Origin of the sequence: Phascolarctobacterium sp. Marseille-Q4147 (assembly GCF_017968825.1) — a bacterium.
Classification (GTDB): Bacteria; Bacillota; Negativicutes; order Acidaminococcales; family Acidaminococcaceae; genus Phascolarctobacterium_A.
In genome coordinates this window covers 251880-271472 of record NZ_CP072874.1, presented here as the reverse complement: position 1 = coordinate 271472, position 19593 = coordinate 251880, and the positions used below count along the sequence as shown (strand labels likewise).

14 protein-coding genes and 3 rRNA genes are annotated in these 19593 nt (G+C 48.2%); 14 read left to right on the top strand and 3 right to left on the bottom strand.

Annotated elements, in window-relative coordinates:
- Positions 1-7 precede the first annotated feature (7 nt).
- Positions 8-559 (top strand): biotin transporter BioY, encoded by a 552-nt coding sequence (locus KAH19_RS01145; protein ID WP_210684779.1) that lies wholly within the window; start codon positions 8-10, stop codon positions 557-559.
- A 53-nt stretch (positions 560-612) separates the two neighbouring features.
- Here the strand turns inward: KAH19_RS01145 and KAH19_RS01140 are convergent, their stop codons facing one another.
- Genes KAH19_RS01140 through KAH19_RS10900 form a run of 3 tightly spaced genes read right to left on the bottom strand, consistent with a single transcriptional unit; the run spans position 613 to position 2131 of the window.
- The gene (locus KAH19_RS01140) at positions 613-1146 is read right to left on the bottom strand and encodes a TlpA disulfide reductase family protein (RefSeq protein ID WP_210684778.1); all 534 of its coding nucleotides are present in this window, start codon (positions 1144-1146) and stop codon (positions 613-615) included.
- 42 nt (positions 1147-1188) lie between these two features.
- The gene (locus KAH19_RS01135; protein ID WP_246869383.1) at positions 1189-2007 is read right to left on the bottom strand and encodes a 4Fe-4S binding protein; all 819 of its coding nucleotides are present in this window, start codon (positions 2005-2007) and stop codon (positions 1189-1191) included.
- Positions 2000-2131 carry a CD1871A family CXXC motif-containing protein gene (locus KAH19_RS10900; protein WP_021719506.1) on the bottom strand — a complete coding sequence of 44 codons (132 nt, stop codon included), beginning with the start codon at positions 2129-2131 and terminating at the stop codon, positions 2000-2002. The genes KAH19_RS01135 and KAH19_RS10900 overlap by 8 nt, the downstream gene beginning before the upstream one ends.
- 333 nt (positions 2132-2464) lie before the next feature.
- Between KAH19_RS10900 and scfA the strand changes: the two genes are divergently transcribed.
- The 13 genes from scfA (at position 2465) to gpmI (ending at position 19591) form a co-directional block, all read left to right on the top strand.
- Positions 2465-2611 carry a six-cysteine ranthipeptide SCIFF gene (scfA, locus tag KAH19_RS01130; RefSeq protein WP_009145710.1) on the top strand — a complete coding sequence of 49 codons (147 nt, stop codon included), beginning with the start codon at positions 2465-2467 and terminating at the stop codon, positions 2609-2611.
- A gap of 78 nt (positions 2612-2689) precedes the next feature.
- Complete coding sequence (gene scfB / locus KAH19_RS01125) at positions 2690-4087, top strand: thioether cross-link-forming SCIFF peptide maturase (RefSeq protein WP_210684776.1); 1398 nt, start codon at positions 2690-2692, stop codon at positions 4085-4087.
- A gap of 503 nt (positions 4088-4590) precedes the next feature.
- Positions 4591-6142 (top strand): 16S ribosomal RNA (locus KAH19_RS01120).
- A 235-nt stretch (positions 6143-6377) separates the two neighbouring features.
- Positions 6378-9283 (top strand): 23S ribosomal RNA (locus tag KAH19_RS01115).
- Positions 9284-9352: 69 nt separating this feature from the next.
- Positions 9353-9469 (top strand): 5S ribosomal RNA (gene rrf / locus KAH19_RS01110).
- The 16S, 23S and 5S rRNA genes sit together here, the layout of an rRNA operon.
- A gap of 971 nt (positions 9470-10440) precedes the next feature.
- On the top strand, positions 10441-11688 hold the full coding sequence (locus tag KAH19_RS01105) for an MFS transporter (protein ID WP_021719876.1): 1248 nt from the start codon (positions 10441-10443) through the stop codon (positions 11686-11688).
- A gap of 293 nt (positions 11689-11981) precedes the next feature.
- Positions 11982-12662: a 7-cyano-7-deazaguanine synthase QueC gene (gene queC, locus KAH19_RS01100; RefSeq protein ID WP_246869382.1), complete on the top strand. Its 681-nt coding sequence runs from the start codon at positions 11982-11984 to the stop codon at positions 12660-12662.
- Positions 12663-12676: 14 nt separating this feature from the next.
- On the top strand, positions 12677-13180 hold the full coding sequence (locus tag KAH19_RS01095) for a QueT transporter family protein (protein WP_009145816.1): 504 nt from the start codon (positions 12677-12679) through the stop codon (positions 13178-13180).
- The gene (gene queF / locus KAH19_RS01090) at positions 13180-13677 is read left to right on the top strand and encodes a preQ(1) synthase (RefSeq protein ID WP_210684774.1); all 498 of its coding nucleotides are present in this window, start codon (positions 13180-13182) and stop codon (positions 13675-13677) included. Before KAH19_RS01095 ends, queF begins: the two co-directional genes overlap by 1 nt.
- Before the next feature lie 274 nt (positions 13678-13951).
- Positions 13952-14986 (top strand): sugar-binding transcriptional regulator, encoded by a 1035-nt coding sequence (locus tag KAH19_RS01085; protein ID WP_009145819.1) that lies wholly within the window; start codon positions 13952-13954, stop codon positions 14984-14986.
- Between the two features lie 83 nt (positions 14987-15069).
- On the top strand, positions 15070-16077 hold the full coding sequence (gene gap / locus KAH19_RS01080; RefSeq protein ID WP_210685467.1) for a type I glyceraldehyde-3-phosphate dehydrogenase: 1008 nt from the start codon (positions 15070-15072) through the stop codon (positions 16075-16077).
- 18 nt (positions 16078-16095) lie between these two features.
- The gene (gene tpiA / locus KAH19_RS01075; RefSeq protein ID WP_210684773.1) at positions 16096-18021 is read left to right on the top strand and encodes a triose-phosphate isomerase; all 1926 of its coding nucleotides are present in this window, start codon (positions 16096-16098) and stop codon (positions 18019-18021) included.
- A gap of 55 nt (positions 18022-18076) precedes the next feature.
- On the top strand, positions 18077-19591 hold the full coding sequence (gene gpmI, locus KAH19_RS01070) for a 2,3-bisphosphoglycerate-independent phosphoglycerate mutase (protein WP_371816683.1): 1515 nt from the start codon (positions 18077-18079) through the stop codon (positions 19589-19591).
- Positions 19592-19593 lie beyond the last annotated feature (2 nt).

Genomic DNA, 19593 nt, shown 5'->3' with positions numbered 1-19593 from the left:
GTAAAATATGCATTTGAGTACGAAGGAACTGATTTTATGCGCATTGTTTATTGCGCTTATTACTGTGGGAACGTTTATTAAAATTCCGGTAGGCACTGATGTCTATACACTGCAGTTTTTGTTTACTTTGCTGGCCGGGTTGCTGCTCGGACCGCGTCTGGGTGCGATTGCCGTCGGCACTTATGTTGTTATGGGTCTGGTCGGAATTCCTGTTTTTGCATCAGGCGGCGGACCCGGTTATATTGCGCAGCCGACGTTCGGTTATCTGCTGGGCTTTATCGTGCAGGCATGGGTAAACGGTGCCTGGGCGCGCAAGGCTAAGCAAATTAATTTCCGTAGCCTGTTGGAAGCAAATCTTGTCGGTATGTTCATTGTTTATCTGTTCGGATTAGTTTGGTTCTACGTTGTGTCCAATTATATAATCAATGCTCCGATTTCCGTGTGGGCGGTTATCTGGTACTGCGGTATTCTGCAGGTTATTCCTGATGTTGTGCTCTGCATTGGTGCGGCGATGCTGGGTGTGCGCGGTTATAAGGCCGGCATCTGGCTGAAGGCGTAAAAAAAGCAGTCCTTGCAATCTTATAAAAAGGTTGCGGGACTGCTTTTAGCTTTTTAGAAGGCCTTCTGCAGGAAGGCATCGAGGGAAGATTCGTTCATGCTGCCGACGATGCGTGCAACTATATGGCCGTCGGCGCTGATGATGTAGGATGCCGGAATAGCGTCAATGCCGTAGGCTCGTCCGAGTGACTGATGGTTGCCGTAGGCAGCGGGGAAGGTGTAGCCCTTGCTTTTAATGAAACGTGCAGGATCCTGTTCGTTATCATCTACGCTGAGAATAACAAAATGCATTTTGTCTTTGTATTCGGCGTATTTCTTTTCAATATGAGGCAGCTCGCCGACACAGGGAGGGCACCAGGTCGCCCAGAAATTGATAAAGACAGGCTTGCCCTTTAAGTCACTCAGGCGCATGGTTTTGCCGCTGCCTAACTCTTTGTAGCTGAAATCGGGTGCGACTTCGGCAGCTGAGGCAGCAGCGGTGTTCATTTGCGGTTTGCTGTCGGCAGTTTTATCGGAGAAGGGACAGCTGCAGCCTGCGGTAAATAATAGCAGCGCAGTCATAGATAAGGTAAGCAGGATTTTTTTCATGTTGACCTCCTTATAAGAATAAGAGAAAAAGGTGTATATAAATTAAAACTTTTTGCCTAGAGAAATTGCCTTTACCGGGCAGACCTTGCGGCATTCACCGCAGGCGATACATTCGCTGTCGCCTATATGCCGGCAATCCATTTTGCAATGCTCCATACAACGGTCGCAGTTGATGCACTTTACAGTATTAACCTTCATGCCAAAGAGGGAGATTTTATTAAACAGTCCGTAAATAGCGCCTAAAGGGCAGATGAAGCGGCAGAAGGGGCGATAGATGAAAATGGCTGTCAGTACGGTAAGGCACAGCAGTGTCAGCTTCCAGATAAACAGATGGCCCAAAAGCTCACGAATCTGCGGCTTGAAAAATGCCAGGGGCAGAGCAGCCTCCAAAGTACCTGCTGGGCAGATAAATTTACAGAAGGCAGGTACGCCACTGCCGGTGAAATGATAAAAGGCTAAGGGCAAAAGCAGAAGAAAAATCAATGCAATAAAATATTTCAGATAGCTGAGCAGATAGGTAAAGCGGTTGCGCTGCAGCTTAGGCGTAGGAATTTTGTAGAGCAATTCCTGCACAAGGCCGAAGGGACAGCCCCAGCCGCAGATAAGACGCGCAAAGATTAACGCAAAGAGCAGAATAAAGCCCAGCACATAGAAGGGAATGCGCAAAAATACACCGCTGAGCGAGCTTTGCAGCGAACCAAGCGGGCAGGCGCCCAAGGCTCCGGGGCAGGAATAGCAGTTCAAACCAGGCAGGCAAAGATTCTTGCTGCTGCCCTTCCAGATATTGCCATCGGTAAAGCCTGCAAAATTGCCGTTATATAGGAGGGCGGTGCAAATTTGTACAAGCTTACGTTTAACCAATGCCGATACACTCCAGACAAATTGTCGCTGCCTTGCGCCAGACGGCAAGATATTCTCTGTTGCAGATACCATACGTCAGCATGGCGGCAGCGCTCAGAAGGATTAAAATACGTGTTATTTTCATAGCAAGCAGACCTCCTATATAATTACTAAGAATATTCTAGCATATACGATGAAATTTTACTATGAATGCATGACTATACATTATTGAGGTTGGGTAGCAAATAGCAGAAAATAATATTAAATTATTTCTATCCGCGTATTGCAATGATTTTCTGACAGGTGTTGTATGGATAAAAGCGTTTAAACAGGCTATAATAAAACAGATAATGCAATGGAAGAATATAGGTCGCGAAATAGTATTTGTAAATGAGCAATTTAAAAAAATCCTTGCAAAATAGGCAAAAACAAGGTAAAATAAAACAAGTAATAATATATTTTTTTGGAGGTAATCGTTATGCGTAAACACATCAAAACTGTTAATAAAGCAATGCTGAACAAAACTCTGCGTACCGGTGGCTGCGGCGAGTGCCCGGCTTCCTGCCAATCCGCTTGCAAAACTTCCTGCACCGTTGGCAACCAGGTTTGCGAACACTGCAAATAATATCTGAGCTTAATGCAGCTCCCTGTCTGGTGCAGGGGGCTGTTTTACTATCTATGTAAAAAAGAAAGGTTGGAATACATGCTGATACATAAAATGCGTCTTGATGACAATATGGCTGTGCTGGATATCAACAGCGGTGCCGTTCATCTTGTAGACGATGTTATTTACGATTTACTCGATTATTATGATGGCAGCAATGATGCTGAGGCTATGGCTGCTTTGAAGGATAAATACAGCGAAGAGGATTTGCGCGATGCATTGGAAGAAATGCACGGCCTGCAGGATGAAGGCCTGCTTTTCAGCCCTTCCTTTGACGTGCCGCCGACTTTTGCCGAAAAGCCGATTGTCAAATCCCTGTGTCTGCTTGTAACCCATGACTGCAATCTGCGCTGTGGTTATTGCTTTGCCGACACCGGTTCTTTCGGTGGCTGCCGTCAGCTCATGAGCAAGGAAACTGCGGAAAAGGCTATCGAGTTTGCTATTGAAGGCAGCAAGAAGCGCCATAACCTGGAGCTGGATATGTTCGGCGGTGAACCGCTGATGAACTGGCCTGTTGTTGTACATATTACCGAATATGTACGCCGTCGCGAAAAAGAAACCGGTAAGAATATTAAGCTGACGCTTACTACCAACGGTACTCTTTTGAATGATGATAATATTAAATTCCTCAACGATAACCGTGTTATGCTGGTTCTGAGCCTGGATGGAAAGAAGGAAACTCATGATGCTATGCGTCCGTTCCCGAATAAAGCCGGCAGCTATGATGCAGCAGTACGCGGCTTCAAGAAGGTAATTGACAGCCGTGAGGGCAAAAACTACTATCTGCGCGGCACCTATACCCATTTCAGCACCCATTTCTGTGAGGATGTGCTTGATATGACTAAGGTGGGCAAGGAGATTTCCGTAGAGCCTGTAGTAGGTATTGATGAACCTTGGGTATTGACCGAAGAAGATCTGCCGGTTATTTTCAATGAATATGATAAGCTGGCACGCGCATATCTGGAGCGTCGTCGTGAAGGCGATCCCTTTGACTTCTTCCATTTTAATGTAGCACTTGATAACGGTCCGTGCGTAGCTAAGCGCTTGGCAGGCTGCGGCGCCGGTCATGAATACTATTGCATTACCGCTGATGGCGATATTTATCCGTGCCACCAGTTTGTCGGCCGTGAACAATATAAGATGGGCACCCTGGATACCGGTATTGTTACACCTGAAATGGTGCAGAAGTTCCGTCATACCCATGTTCTTACTAAGCCGGAGTGCAGCAAATGCTGGGCTCGCTTCTTCTGCAGCGGTGGCTGCCACGCCAATGCGGATTTAATTAACGGCGATATTACCAAGCCGTATGAGTATGGTTGTCGTCTGCAAAAGAAACGTCTGGAGAATGCTATCATTGTTCAGGCCGTTCTGTCTGCCGAAGCACAGGAAGGCGAGGATCTGCGTCCGCATATCAACAACTTCACTTACGAAAAATAACAGATGGTTTCTCGTGCGCTCTGCGAAAGCAGAGCGCATTTTTTGATTTTTTTACAGATTGCGGTTAAAAAGTATAAAAGAAAAAAGCAGTACAAAGCAAAAAAATCTTGGAATTTTTTTGAAGAAAAAGCATTTTTTTACGCAGATTTTGCCGTTTTTCTGTAGAAAATCTAACTTTTTTTGAAGTTTTTTTTAGAAATTTTGATGCCGAAAAAGGCGATAATCAAGCATGTTCCTTTTTACACGAACCCTAGTGTTTCACAAAAAAAATGTTAAAAAAGTAACAAAAAAGGTGTTGACATAATGCAGGCCACATGGTATTATATACAAGTCGACGCGATACGGCAACAAAACAAAAGCCAAAGTCGCTAGGCACTGAACCTTGAAAACTGAACATTGAACCTAGAAAAAAGCGAATGTGCGGGTCGAGCGCGAAAGCGCAAGACCAAGTCAAATAACTTCTTTTTTAAATAATAAGAGCTAGATTAGTTCTTCAATAAACTTTATTGGAGAGTTTGATCCTGGCTCAGGACGAACGCTGGCGGCATGCCTAACACATGCAAGTCGAACGGAGATTACTTCGGTAATCTTAGTGGCGAACGGGTGAGTAACGCGTGGGCAACCTGCCCTCTAGATGGGGACAACATCCCGAAAGGGGTGCTAATACCGAATGTGACAGCAATCTCGCATGAGGATGCTGTGAAAGATGGCCTCTATTTATAAGCTATCGCTAGAGGATGGGCCTGCGTCTGATTAGCTAGTTGGTGGGGTAACGGCCTACCAAGGCGATGATCAGTAGCCGGTCTGAGAGGATGAACGGCCACATTGGGACTGAGACACGGCCCAGACTCCTACGGGAGGCAGCAGTGGGGAATCTTCCGCAATGGGCGAAAGCCTGACGGAGCAATGCCGCGTGAGTGATGAAGGAATTCGTTCCGTAAAGCTCTTTTGTTTATGACGAATGTGCAGGTTGTGAATAATGACTTGTAATGACGGTAGTAAACGAATAAGCCACGGCTAACTACGTGCCAGCAGCCGCGGTAATACGTAGGTGGCGAGCGTTGTCCGGAATTATTGGGCGTAAAGAGCATGTAGGCGGTTTTTTAAGTCTGGAGTGAAAATGCGGGGCTCAACCCCGTATGGCTCTGGATACTGGAAGACTTGAGTGCAGGAGAGGAAAGGGGAATTCCCAGTGTAGCGGTGAAATGCGTAGATATTGGGAGGAACACCAGTGGCGAAGGCGCCTTTCTGGACTGTGTCTGACGCTGAGATGCGAAAGCCAGGGTAGCGAACGGGATTAGATACCCCGGTAGTCCTGGCCGTAAACGATGGGTACTAGGTGTAGGAGGTATCGACCCCTTCTGTGCCGGAGTTAACGCAATAAGTACCCCGCCTGGGGAGTACGTCCGCAAGGATGAAACTCAAAGGAATTGACGGGGGCCCGCACAAGCGGTGGAGTATGTGGTTTAATTCGACGCAACGCGAAGAACCTTACCAAGGCTTGACATTGATTGACCGCTCCAGAGATGGAGCTTTCCCTTCGGGGACATGAAAACAGGTGGTGCATGGCTGTCGTCAGCTCGTGTCGTGAGATGTTGGGTTAAGTCCCGCAACGAGCGCAACCCCTATCCTATGTTACCAGCGGGTAATGCCGGGGACTCATAGGAGACTGCCAAGGACAACTTGGAGGAAGGCGGGGATGACGTCAAGTCATCATGCCCCTTATGTCTTGGGCTACACACGTACTACAATGGTCGGCAACAGAGGGAAGCGAAGCCGTGAGGCAGAGCAAACCCCAGAAACCCGATCTCAGTTCGGATTGCAGGCTGCAACTCGCCTGCATGAAGTCGGAATCGCTAGTAATCGCAGGTCAGCATACTGCGGTGAATACGTTCCCGGGCCTTGTACACACCGCCCGTCACACCACGAAAGTTGGTAACACCCGAAGCCGGTGGGGTAACCGTAAGGAGCCAGCCGTCTAAGGTGGGGCCGATGATTGGGGTGAAGTCGTAACAAGGTAGCCGTATCGGAAGGTGCGGCTGGATCACCTCCTTTCTATGGAGTACATGAACGAGGAAACTTGTTCGTACGACAAGTCGACGCACATTCGCTTAGGTTGATGTTTAGTTTTGAAGGTTCAAAAAACCTTCTATTGTACCTTGAAAACTTCAAACAGAAGAATAAAAAGTCCTTGTTATTGATGAGATGACAAGGCACCTCTAATCAATGCGAAAGCAAAGAGAATGAGTTAACGAGATCTAGGAACGCAAAGTTCTTAGTAAGCTGAAAAAGTCAAGCTACTAAGGGCATACGGCGGATGCCTAGGCGCCATCAGCCGATGCAGGACGCGGTAAGCTGCGAAAAGCTACGGGGAACTGCAAGCAAGTATTGATCCGTAGATATCCGAATGGGGAAACCCACCTGCCGTCATGGGCAGGTATCCGAAAGGAAGGGAACCCGGGGAACTGAAACATCTAAGTACCCGGAGGAAGAGAAATCAAACGAGATGCCCACAGTAGCGGCGAGCGAAGAGGGCAGAGGGCAAACCGGTGAGCTACGGCTCGCCGGGGGTGAGGACTGCGGTTAGTCTCAATGGTCTATCCGAACTACCTGGAAAGGTAGGCAAAACAGTGTAAAAGCCACGTAGGTTAAAGACCAGAGAGATGAGCAGTATCCAGAGTACCACGAGGCACGAGGAATCTTGTGGGAAGCCGGGGGGACCACCCTCCAACCCTAAACACTGAATGGCGACCGATAGCGCATAGTACCGTGAGGGAAAGGTGAAAAGAACCCCGGGAGGGGAGTGAAAGAGAACCTGAAACCGTATGTCTACAAGCAGTCGGAGCGAAAGCGACGGCGTGCCTATTGAAGAATGAACCAACGAGTTACGTGCACTAGCGAGGTTAAGTGGAAGACACGGAGCCGAAGCGAAAGCGAGTCTTAAGAGGGCGAATAGTTAGTGTACGTAGACCCGAAACCGCAGTGATCTACCCATGTCCAGGTTGAAGCGCAGGTAAAATTGCGTGGAGGACCGAACCTGTGAGCGTTGAAAAGCTTTAGGATGAGATGTGGGTAGAGGTGAAATTCCAATCGAACGCGGAGATAGCTGGTTCTCCCCGAAATAGCTTTAGGGCTAGCCTCAAGTAGTAAGTATAGGCGGTAGAGCACTGATCGGGCTAGGGACCATAAAGGTTACCGAACCCTGTCAAACTCCGAATGGTTATACTGTAGAGCTTGGGAGTCAGACTACGAGTGATAAGATCCGTGGTCAAAAGGGAAACAGCCCAGACCACCAGCTAAGGTCCCCAATGTCGTACTAAGTGGAAAAGGATGTGGGGTCTCTAAAACAACCAGGATGTTGGCTTAGAAGCAGCCACCATTTAAAGAGTGCGTAATAGCTCACTGGTCGAGAGACCCTGCGCCGAAGATTACCGGGGCTAAAGTACGAAACCGAAGCTGTGGCTACGACATATGTCGTGGGGTAGGGGAGCGTTCTGTGAGGGCTGAAGTCGTTCTGTAAGGAACGGTGGACTTCACAGAAGTGAGAATGTTGGTATGAGTAGCGAAAAGAATGGTGAGAATCCATTCCACCGAAAGCATAAGGATTCCTGGGCAACGATCGTCGTCCCAGGGTAAGTCGGGACCTAATCCGAGGCATAGAGCGTAGGAGATGGACAACTGGCAGATATTCCAGTACCGGTAATGATTGTTTGAGCGATGGAGTGACACAGGAGGGCAGGCAGGCAGGAGATTGGTTGTTCCTGTACAAGCGTGTAGGATAGGTTGCAGGCAAATCCGCAACCTGTGAGTCTGAGGCGTGATGTGGAGGTTCCGGAAACGGAACTGAAGCTGCTGACCCCACACTGTCGAGAAAAGCTTCTAGTTAGAGAATTACCGCCCGTACCGTAAACCGACACAGGTATGCGGGGAGAGAATCCTAAGGTGCGCGGGAGAACCCTCGTTAAGGAACTCGGCAAAATGTACCCGTAACTTCGGGATAAGGGTAGCCGCTGTTGTGAAGTCTGTACAGACGGAGCATGAGGCGGTCGCAGAGAAGAGGCCCAAGCGACTGTTTACCACAAACACAGGTGCCTGCTAAAGAGAAATCTGACGTATAGGTGCTGACACCTGCCCAGTGCCGGAAGGTTAAGGAAGGATGTCCGGAGCAATCCAAAGCATTCGACCGAAGCCCCGGTGAACGGCGGCCGTAACTATAACGGTCCTAAGGTAGCGAAATTCCTTGTCGGGTAAGTTCCGACCCGCACGAAAGGTGTAACGATTTGGGCACTGTCTCAACGAGGGACCCGGTGAAATTGAAGTACCTGTGAAGATGCAGGTTACCCGCGACTGGACAGAAAGACCCCATGGAGCTTTACTGTAACCTGACATTGGGTTCTGATACATCACGTACAGGATAGGTGGGAGGCATGGAAGCGAGGACGCTAGTCTTCGTGGAGCCGCCGTTGGGATACCACCCTTGATGTATCGGAATTCTAACCGTAGGAGTAACGAAACTCGGGACAGTGTCAGGCGGGCAGTTTGACTGGGGCGGTCGCCTCCCAAAGAGTAACGGAGGCGCCCAAAGGTTCCCTCAGCGCGGCCGGAAATCGCGCGAAGAGTGTAAAGGCAGAAGGGAGCTTGACTGAGAGCCAAACACGGCGATCAGGTACGAAAGTAGGGCTTAGTGATCCGGTGGCATCCAAGTGGAAGGGCCATCGCTCAACGGATAAAAGCTACCCTGGGGATAACAGGCTAATCTCTCCCAAGAGTCCATATCGACGGGGAGGTTTGGCACCTCGATGTCGGCTCATCACATCCTGGGGCTGAAGTCGGTCCCAAGGGTTGGGCTGTTCGCCCATTAAAGTGGTACGTGAGCTGGGTTCAGAACGTCGTGAGACAGTTCGGTCCCTATCCATCGCGGGCGCAAGAGATTTGAAGGGGGCTGCTCCTAGTACGAGAGGACCGGAGTGGACGAACCAATGGTGTACCAATTATCTCGCCAGAGGTATAGTTGGGTAGCTACGTTCGGAAAGGATAAACGCTGAAAGCATCTAAGCGTGAAACCAGCCTTAAGATGAGATCTCTCATAGAGTAATCTAGTAAGACACCTTGGAGAAGACGAGGTTGATAGGTCGGGAGTGTAAGTACAGTAATGTATTCAGCGGACCGATACTAATATGTCGAGGGCTTGACTTAAAGAAGTAAGCCTAATCTTAAAGAAATTCTTCTGTTGAAGTTTTGAGGGTACAAACCTCAATTGAATAATCCGGTGGTGATGGCTAAGGGGATCCACCTGTTCCCATCCCGAACACAGTAGTTAAGCCCTTATACGTCGAAAGTACTTGGCTGGAAGCGGCCTGGGAGGATAGATAGCTGCCGGTTAGAAAAAAAGAACTCACACATTGTGTGAGTTCTTTTTTTCTGCCTGCATTTATCTTATGACCAGCAGCGGGCCTGGCTGCCCAGCCGCCACGTCTAAAGGAGCTATGCGACGAATAGACGTGTAAGCGGCGAGGCATGTCGAAAAGCATGTTTACATGCTTTTCGACTGAGAAGCGACACCCGATTTGTCACGAGCTTTGCGACGTGAGAAATCGAGATGGTGGAGCTTTCTCCGAAAATGCGACTGAATAAGGAGCATTTTTGGAGGGATAGATAGCCATGCTTGAAGGAGCAGAGCGACGCGCAAGCATGTGTCAGGTTTTCTATCAAACTTTCTCTATTCGCGAGAGGTATATCGTTTCAGTCAGCAGCAATTTCTTAACGCAAATTTCGCATGGAACCAGGACGAAGTGCCGCAAAACTCGCGCGAAGCTAAAAAATTCTTCAATATAAGTTAAGTTTAGCGCTCAAACAATTGCGACACTTCTATGGTTCCAAATGCTCATTTGCTAAAATTGCTATTCCCTACACGATATACCTTTCGCTCAATTTACTTGTGTCTAAGAACGTGTAAATGAGTGGAATCATAACGAAACGTGCGGCGCCGATTTTGTTCGAAAGTAATAGTTAGGTTTTGGTTGCCTTGTTTCTATGGTTCCAAATGCTCATTCGCTAAAATTGCTATTCCCTACACGATATACCTCTCGCTCAATTTACTTGTGTTCTTATCAATCAGCGTCGTCCTGCGGACTCGCTTCTTCGATTTACGTTGCTGCAATATACTATTACGACGCATTTCTTCGATTCCATAAAAAATCCAAACATCCTCATACAGTGGACGTATATTCGCACAAATCAAACGAGCGAAAAACATTGACAGTTTTGAGAAGAAATAGTATCATTATTGTTAACTGTTCGGCAGAAGATATATAAAAGAACAGAATTTGTTTTTTATGAAGGGAAAGAAAACTATGAAAATGACAAACTTTAGATGGAAGGTAGCGTGGCTGATCTTTGCTATCAGCTTTGTATCCTACATGGACCGCGTTAACCTTTCTGTTGCAACACCTGTAATCATGAAGGAATTTGGCTTTACAAAAATTGATATGGGCCTTATTCAATCCTTCTTCTTCGCCGGTTATGCTTTAATGCAGGTTCCGGGAGGTATGCTGGCTGAAAAATTCGGCCATCGCTTTACCGGTTCTATTGCCTGCGGCTGGTGGTCTGTATTTACTGCCTTGACTGCTGTGGCAAGCGGTAAGTATACCTTTGCAATTGTACGTTTGATGTTTGGCTTGGGCGAAGCACCTATTTATCCTGCGTTCGCAATGGCTGAGCACAAATGGTTTAATAAAGACGAAAAGGGTAAGGCAAGCTCCTTTATTCTCAATGGCTGCTTCTTTGGTCCTGTAGTCGGTCCTGCTGTTGTAGTATGGCTGATGACTACCTTTGGCTGGCATCATGTATTCCTCAGCTTTGGTGTAGTTGGTCTGATTTTGGCTTGGGCATGGCATAAATATGTTACAGATGATCCGAAGGACAGTCCTTACGTTAATGAAGCAGAACTTGCTCACATTAACGAAGGCCGCGTGGAAGCAACCGGTGAAAAGCAGATTGCTCCTTGGGGCAAGCTGCTGCGTTCTACCCAATTCTGGGCTTTGGGTATTCAGTTCCTGATTACTGACTATATCATGTACGTATTCCTGGCTTGGCTGCCGATGTATCTCATGGAGGTGCACAAATTCTCCTTAGCAAAAATGGGTATCTGGGCAGCTGCTCCCTGGATTTCTCTGATGGCTGTGGTTACTCTTTGCGGTCACTATTCCGATAAACTGCTGCGCAGCGGCATGTCTCAGAACATGGTTAAGACTGCAACCGGTGCTGCAGGTATTCTTCTTTGTGCAGGTGCGCTGTATATTTCCACCCGTACTGCCGATCCGATGATGAATGTTCTCTGGCTTTCCGTATCCTTAGGTTCTCTCGGCTTGACCATGAGTGCTTCCTGGTCCAGCGTTATCAGCATGGGCGGTAAATTTGCCGGTTCCGTATCCGGCTGGATGAACTTCTGGGGCAATATTGGCGGTGTACTGGCTCCGACCGTTACTGCCTGGTTTGCAACAAACTATGGCTGGCAGGCTGCTTTGGCAGCAACTGCTGTAACCGGTATCTGCGGTGCTATTGCCTGGTTCTTTGTAAAGCCTGATAAAGCGATTGTATAATAATAGATAAGCTATAACGCTTTTAAGACAGACACCTCGATATGCTTTAAGTATGTCGGCGGTGTCTGTTTTTGATTATGCTATTTTCTTATGCTGGACAAATAGCGCGATATGCTGTATAATATCCTAGAAGTTCATAACAGACAGTTCGTAACCATCCTGTCTATAAATAAAACTACGGGCGATGTACTGGCGCCGGCCGGTATTTTTTATGTATGCAAGGATTTCGTCTGTAGATGACGGAATCCTTTTATATTTTGTGGACTTTGCCCGCTCGTTATCGGGAGGAAAAAATGAAGGTTTTAGTATTATTAAGCGGTGGCGTAGACAGCTCAACCTGTCTGGCACTGGCAAAAGAAAAATACGGCGATAATGTTCTGGCCTTGTCGATGTCTTATGGTCAGAAGCATGCCAAGGAGCTTGCAGCAGCGCAGGCTATTGCCGATTATTATCATGTAGAGCTGCTGCATATGGATTTGTCAAAGATTTTTGCACACAGCAAATGCTCTCTGCTGCAGGGCTCGGAGGAAAGCGTTCCGCACGCATCCTATGCAGAGCAGCTGAAGGAAAGCAAGGGTGAGCCTGTCAGCACCTATGTACCGTTCCGTAATGGCTTGTTTTTGTCTGCTGCGGCAAGCATTGCCTTGGAATATGAATGCAATGAGATTTACTACGGTCCCCATGCCGATGATGCTGCAGGCAATGCTTATCCTGATTGCAGCGTCGAATTTAACGAGTCGATGAATTTGGCTGTATATCTGGGAAGCGGACGCAAGGTGCGTCTGGTTGCGCCCTTTGTTGACAAAACAAAGAAGGATATTGTTGCCGAGGGCTTGCGTCTTGGCGTTCCCTATGAGCTGACTTGGAGCTGTTATGACGGTGGCGAAAAGCCCTGTCACAAGTGCGGTACCTGTATTGACCGTGAGGCAGCCTTTGCTGCCAATGGTGTTGTTGATCCCTTAGCAGAGGCTTGAAGGAGGTAAGGATAATGAAGAGTTTAAGTAACCAGAAATTAGTATTTTCCGCATTATGCATTGCTTTATATATTGTTGTGATGATTTGCACCCAAAGCTTTGCTTTTGGTCAGTATCAGATTCGTATTGCTACTGCGCTGTATGGCTTGAGCGCTATTTTCCCGTTTTTGATTTTACCGTTTGGCTTGGCAAACGTTGTCAGCAACACGGTGATGGGCGGTCTTGGTCTGCCGGATATTATCGGTGGTTTCATTGTCGGCATCGTAACAACAAGCATTATTGTGTTTGCTAAGCGTCGTGGCTGCGGCAACTGGATTATCTGGGCTGCAGTTACCTTTGTACCGGGACTTGGTGTTCCTGTATGGCTGAGCGTACTGCTGGATATCCCTTATCTGGTACTGGCAAGCAGCCTGCTGATTGGCCAGTGCATCTGCGGTATCGCAAGTGTAATGCTGGTTACCGCATTGGAACGTGTGGGAGCAGGTAAACTGTTTGCATTTGATGGAGGTAAGCAATAATGACAAGTGGCAGAAGTAAAGAAGAATTGCAGGGTGTAAGCCTGTTAGGCCATAAAACTGCTTATAAAAGCGATTATGCGCCGGAGGTTCTGGAGTCCTTCCCGAATAAGCATCCGCAAAATGATTACTGGGTTAAATTTAACTGCCCGGAATTTACCAGCCTGTGTCCGATGACAGGACAGCCTGATTTTGCGACTATCTATATTTCCTATGTTCCGGACGAACGTCTGGTAGAAAGCAAATCCTTAAAGCTGTATCTCTTCAGCTTCCGTAATCACGGTGATTTCCATGAGGATTGCGTAAACATCATTATGAAGGATCTTATCAAGCTGATGGAGCCTAAATATATTGAGGTTTGGGGCAAATTCCTGCCGCGCGGCGGTCTGTCCATCGATCCGTATGCCAACTACGGCAAGCCGGGAACCGAATGGGAGCAGGCTGCGAAGAAGCGCCTTTTCATGCATGATATGTATCCCGAAACAGTTAATAACAGATAAAAATTTGGAGCTGCTGCGCAATGCGGCGGCTCTTTTTTTGCGCTTTGTGAACAAATCAGCAGAAAAAAATATTTTCAGGCAGTTTGAGTTAGCGACAGCTAATCGAAGACTGATTTTAACAAAAATTTTTCGATAAACACTAATACAGCACTTTATTTCTTAATTAGAGTATGCTATAATGAGCTATAGACAAATAATTCACTTATTTGTATTGAATCCGTGGGACACGAAAAGTACCACGAGGGACAAAACACGTCAAGGGATGTAACTGGTTATGGATAGTATTATTAATCTGCAAAAGAAAATTGTACCGGAGCTGACTGATTTGCTCGTACAGCGTTACCAGATTTTGCGTCAGGTGAGTCACGAAGCGCCGATAGGCCGACGTGCGCTGGCTGCAAGACTGGGACTCAGCGAAAGAGTGCTGCGTGCTCAGGTTGATTTTCTCAAGAAAAGCGGCCTGCTGGATTTTTCTTCCAGCGGCATGAGCGTAACTGATGAGGGAGCGGATATTCTTAAGGAGCTGGCGGATTATGTACGCAAGCTGCAGGATATTTCGTTTTTGGAAAGCACTCTCAGTGATACGCTGAAGATTGGCAAGGTTGTCATTCTTCCCGGTGATTCGGACCAGGAGGACGTTGTCAAGCGTGAAATCGGCCGTACTGCAGCACATATTCTCAGCAAGCTGCTGAGTGATGGCAATAAGCATATAGTCGCTGTCAGCGGTGGCACGACTATGGCGGCTATGGCAGCCAATGTTTCCGGCTCCCAGCCTAATACGGTGGTTGTACCGGCTCGTGGCGGCTTGGGTGATAATGTGGAACTGCAGGCTAATACGATTGCAACTGTCCTGGCGCAAAAGCTCGGAGCATCCTACCGTCAGCTTTATGTTCCCGACTGTGTAAGTGAGGATATCTTAAACAGTATTCTTAAAGAGGATATCGGTGTACGCGCTGTCGTTGATATTATCAAGCAGGCAGACATTCTTGTCCACGGTGTAGGCCGTGCCAGTGTTATGGCAAGACACAGACGCTTAGGCAGCGAGGTAATTGCCAAGCTGGAGGCGGATGGTGCTGTAGGCGAGGCGTTTGGCCAGTATTGCGCTTTGGACGGCAGACAGGTTTATATGACTAATAATGCCGGCCTGATGCTGCAGGACTTGCAACATATCGGCACAATTATCGGTATTGCCGGAGGTAAATCGAAGGCTGCCGCAATTTTGTCGGTTATCCGTGCTTCCAGACAGGATATTCTGATTACCGATGAGGCTGCAGCACATGAGATTCTCAAAATGGCTAAAGAGCAATAAACAAGCGAAGCTCTTAAAGTATTAATTTGTTACTGAGCACATTTGTGCAAAATTTAGATTCTCTCAGAATTAAGGAGGAAATTATTATGACAAAAGTAGGTATTAATGGTTTTGGCCGTATCGGCCGCGAGGTTTTCCGTGTAGCATTCAACAATCCTGAGGTAGAGGTTGTTGCTGTCAACGATCCTGGCGACATCACCGCTTTGGCTCACCTGTTGAAATATGACTCTATCCATGGCACCTTCAATCATGAAGTTAGCATTGAAGGCAACTACATTATCGTTGACGATCGCAAAATCGAAGTATTTACTTGCCTGGATCCCGCAAAGATTCCTTGGGGCGAAGCCGGTGCTGAAATTGTTGTAGAATCCACCGGCCGTTTCACCGAAGCTGCAAAGGCTGCAGCTCATCTGCATGACACTGTTAAAAAGGTTATCATCTCCGCTCCTGCAAAAGGCGAAGATATTACCATCGTTATGGGTGTTAACGAAGACAAATATGATCCTGCAAAACATAACATCATTTCCAACGCTTCCTGCACCACCAACTGCCTGGCTCCGTTCACCAAAGTATTGCTGAACAAATTCGGTATCGAAAGCGGTCTGATGACTACTGTTCACTCCTACACCAATGACCAGAGAATTCTGGACCTGCCGCATAAAGACCTGCGCCGTGCCCGCGCTGCTGCTTGCTCCATCATCCCGACCACTACCGGTGCTGCAAAAGCAGTTGCTCTGGTTCTGCCGGAACTGAAGGGTAAACTGAACGGCTTCGCAATGCGCGTTCCGACTCCGAACGTTTCCATCACCGACCTGACCGTACTGCTGCAAAAAGACACTACTGCCGAAGAAATCAACGCAGTGCTGAAGGAAGCTGCTGAAGGCGAACTCAAAGGCATCATGGGCTACAGCGACGAACCGCTGGTATCCCGCGATTACAACGGCTGCCCGCTGAGCTCCATCATCGATGGCCTGTCCACCATGATGGTTGGTCCGCGTATGGCTAAGGTTGTAAGCTGGTACGATAATGAATGGGGTTATTCCAACCGCGTAGTTGACCTGGCTGCTTATATTGCTAAAAAAGGTCTGTAATAAAGGAGATTCTTATCCGTGGATAAAAAAACTGTACGTGACTTAGACGTTGCCGGTAAAAAAGTACTGGTACGCGTAGATTTTAACGTTCCTCTGAATGATAAAGGCGAGATTACCGATGATACCCGTATCACCGCATCTCTGCCGACCATTCAATATTTGCTGGAGCAAAAGGCTGCTGTTATTTTAATGGCACATCTCGGCCGTCCTAAAGGACAGGTTAAACCGGAATTGTCTTTGGCTCCCGTAGCTAAGCATTTGGGCATGCTGCTGGGCAAAAAGATTCTGTTTGCTCCGGACTGCGTAGGTGAGGCTGCACAGGCTGCTGCCAGCAAGCTGAAGCCGGGGCACATCCTGCTGCTGGAAAATCTGCGTTTCCATAAGGAAGAGGAAAAGAACGACATGGAATTTGCCGAAAAGCTGGCTTCTTTGGCAGATTTGTATGTAAATGACGGCTTCGGTGTATCTCACCGCGCACACGCTTCTGTTGAAGGCGTAACCCACTTCCTGCCTGCAGCTGCAGGCTTCCTGTTGGAAAAGGAAATCCAGTATGTAGGTCAGGCTGTAACCAATCCGCTGCATCCTTTCGTTGCTATCATCGGCGGTGCTAAGGTAAGCGACAAAATCGGCGTTATCAGCAACCTGCTTGATAAGGTTGATACCCTGCTTATCGGCGGCGGTATGGCTAACACCTTCCTGGCTGCACAGGGCTACAAAATGGGCAAGTCCCTGGTAGAAGAGGATAAGCTGGACCTGGCTAAAGAGCTTCTGGCTAAGGCTAAGAAAAATAAAGTAAATATGCTGCTGCCTACCGATCTGGTAATGGCTGCTGCATTTGCTCCCGACGCTGAGCATGTAACCGAAAAGGTGAAAAACTTGAATCAGGCTTATATGGCTCTGGATATCGGTGCGGAAACCAGCAAGGCTTATGCGGAAGCTCTGGCTGACGCTAAGATGATTGTCTGGAACGGACCTATGGGCGTTTTTGAAATGGATGCATTCTGCAAGGGTACCGAGGCTGTAGCGAAGGCTGTAGCTAAGAGCCGTGCTACCAGCATTGTTGGCGGCGGCGACAGCGTTGCTGCTATCGAAAAGCTGGGCCTGGCTAAACGCATTACCCACATTTCCACCGGCGGCGGTGCTTCTCTGGAATATCTGGAAGGCAAGGTACTGCCCGGCGTTGCTGCGCTGGATGACCTGCGCCGCAAAATGATTGCCGGCAACTGGAAAATGCACAAAACCGTAAGCGAGGCTGTAGAGCTTGCTGAGGATATTGTTATGGAAACTAACGGTACCTTAAACGAGGTTGTTATTTTCCCGCCGTTCACCGCACTGGAAACTGTTGCGGATGCTATTGACGGCAAGCATGTAGGCTACGGCGCACAGGATTTGCATTGGGAAGACAAGGGTGCCTTCACCGGCGCTGTTTCCGGTGCGATGATTGCCGATATCTGCGCTGAATATGTTCTCGTTGGTCACAGCGAACGCCGTACCATTTTTGGTGAGAACGAAAAAATTGTTGCCAGCAAGATTATTGCTGCTTACCGCAACGGTCTGAAGCCGATGCTGTGCGTTGGTGAAAATCTGGCTGAGCGTGAAGCAGGCAAAACTGCCCGCAAAATCAATATGCAGCTGAAGAGCGCTCTGCGTGTAATTTCTGCAGAGGATGCAGAAAACCTTGTTGTTGCTTATGAGCCTATCTGGGCTATCGGCAGCGGTAAGGCTGCTACTCCGGAGGATGCTTTGGAAGTATGCACTCTGATTCGTGAAAAAATAGGCAAAATCTTTACACCTGATATTGCCCGCAAGGTTCGTATTCTTTACGGCGGCAGTGTTAATGAAAAGAACGCTGCTTCCTTCAACCTCAGCGGTATTGACGGTGTGCTGGTAGGCGGTGCAAGCCTGAAGGCTGACACCTTTGCCGCAATCGTAAGAAGCTTTTAATAAGACCTCGGAGAAAGCACCTGTTGCTTTCTCCTTCGTCTTTAGGAATTTGATAATGAAAAAACCAGTTTTACTAATGATTCTTGATGGTTGGGGCATTGCTCCCGCAGATAAAACAAACGCTGCGGCTATGGCAAAAACTCCTAACCTGGACAGTTATTTTGCAAAGTATCCTCATACAACATTGGAAGCAAGCGGCAAGGCTGTCGGCCTGCCGGCAGGCCAAATCGGCAATTCGGAGGTAGGTCATCTGAATATCGGTGCCGGCCGCATTATCTACCAAAGCTTGACACGCATTGACAAGGCGATTGAGGATGGCGATTTGTATAAGAACAAAGAGCTCAGCAGGGTAATGGACGAAACGAAGCAGGCAGGCAAGGCACTGCATCTTCTGGGACTGTTATCCGACGGCGGCGTCCATAGCCATATTGAGCATCTTCTGGCACTTATCTGCATGGCGAAGGTTAAAGGCCTGACCAAGATTTATATGCATGCTTTCCTCGACGGACGTGATGTCGGTCCGAAAACAGCGCTGGAATATATCCATGAGCTGGAAGATGGTATGGCGCAGATTGGCGTAGGCAAGATTGCTACAGTCAGCGGACGCTATTACGCAATGGACCGCGACAAGCGCTGGGAGCGCGTGGAGCGTGCCTATAAAGCACTGGTGCTGGGCGAGGGCGGCAAAGCTGCAAGCGCTGCTGCCGGCGTAGAGGCATCCTATGCCGCAGGCGTAACGGACGAGTTTGTCGAGCCCTTCACTGTTGACGGCGTAGATGGCAAAATCACTGCCGGTGACGGTGTGATTTTCTTCAACTTCCGTCCTGACAGAGCGCGTGAAATTACCCGTGCGCTGCATGATGAGGACTTCCCGTATTTTGCACGTCCCGAGGGCGCACGCCCTGTAAATTATGTGTGCATGACGCAGTATGATGCAACAATTACCGCACCGGTAGCCTTTCCTCCGGAGGAGATTAAGGATACCTTGGGTGAGGTGTTGGCACAGCATGGACTGCACCAGCTGCGCATTGCGGAAACCGAAAAATATGCGCATGTAACCTTCTTCTTCAACGGTGGTGTGGAAGCTCCGAATGCTAATGAGGAGCGTATTCTGATTCCGTCGCCGAAGGTTGCAACCTATGATTTGCAGCCGGAAATGAGCGCGGAAGAGGTTACGCAGGCACTGTTGGCAGAGCTGGATAAGGATAAATTTGATGCGATTATCCTGAACTTTGCAAATCCGGATATGGTTGGCCATACCGGTGTGCTCAGCGCTGCGATTACCGCTATGGAAAAGGTTGATGACTGTGCTGGCCGTATTGTACGTAAGGTGCTGTCCCTTGGCGGAAGCGTGTGCATTACTGCGGACCACGGCAATCTGGAGAAGATGGCCGAAAGCGATGGTTCGCCGAACACCGCGCATACCACTAACCCTGTACCGTTTATTTTAGTAAGCGAAGAGCAGCACAAGCTGCATAACGGCATTTTGGCCGATATTGCACCGACGCTGCTGCAGCTGCTTAATATTAAACAGCCTGCCGCTATGACAGGTAAAACTTTGATAGACTAATC

What these genes read in the sequence shown, in the direction of transcription:
- scfB (WP_210684776.1), top strand. Translation starts at nt 2,690, where the DNA reads ATGCTGATACATAAAATGCGTCTTGATGACAATATGGCTGTGCTGGAT.
- gpmI (WP_371816683.1), top strand. Translation starts at nt 18,077, where the DNA reads ATGAAAAAACCAGTTTTACTAATGATTCTTGATGGTTGGGGCATTGCT.
- KAH19_RS01095 (WP_009145816.1), top strand. Translation starts at nt 12,677, where the DNA reads ATGAAGAGTTTAAGTAACCAGAAATTAGTATTTTCCGCATTATGCATT.
- KAH19_RS01085 (WP_009145819.1), top strand. Translation starts at nt 13,952, where the DNA reads ATGGATAGTATTATTAATCTGCAAAAGAAAATTGTACCGGAGCTGACT.
- KAH19_RS01145 (WP_210684779.1), top strand. Translation starts at nt 8, where the DNA reads ATGCATTTGAGTACGAAGGAACTGATTTTATGCGCATTGTTTATTGCG.
- KAH19_RS10900 (WP_021719506.1), bottom strand. Translation starts at nt 2,131, where the DNA reads ATGAAAATAACACGTATTTTAATCCTTCTGAGCGCTGCCGCCATGCTG.
- scfA (WP_009145710.1), top strand. Translation starts at nt 2,465, where the DNA reads ATGCGTAAACACATCAAAACTGTTAATAAAGCAATGCTGAACAAAACT.
- KAH19_RS01105 (WP_021719876.1), top strand. Translation starts at nt 10,441, where the DNA reads ATGAAAATGACAAACTTTAGATGGAAGGTAGCGTGGCTGATCTTTGCT.
- queC (WP_246869382.1), top strand. Translation starts at nt 11,982, where the DNA reads ATGAAGGTTTTAGTATTATTAAGCGGTGGCGTAGACAGCTCAACCTGT.
- queF (WP_210684774.1), top strand. Translation starts at nt 13,180, where the DNA reads ATGACAAGTGGCAGAAGTAAAGAAGAATTGCAGGGTGTAAGCCTGTTA.
- KAH19_RS01140 (WP_210684778.1), bottom strand. Translation starts at nt 1,146, where the DNA reads ATGAAAAAAATCCTGCTTACCTTATCTATGACTGCGCTGCTATTATTT.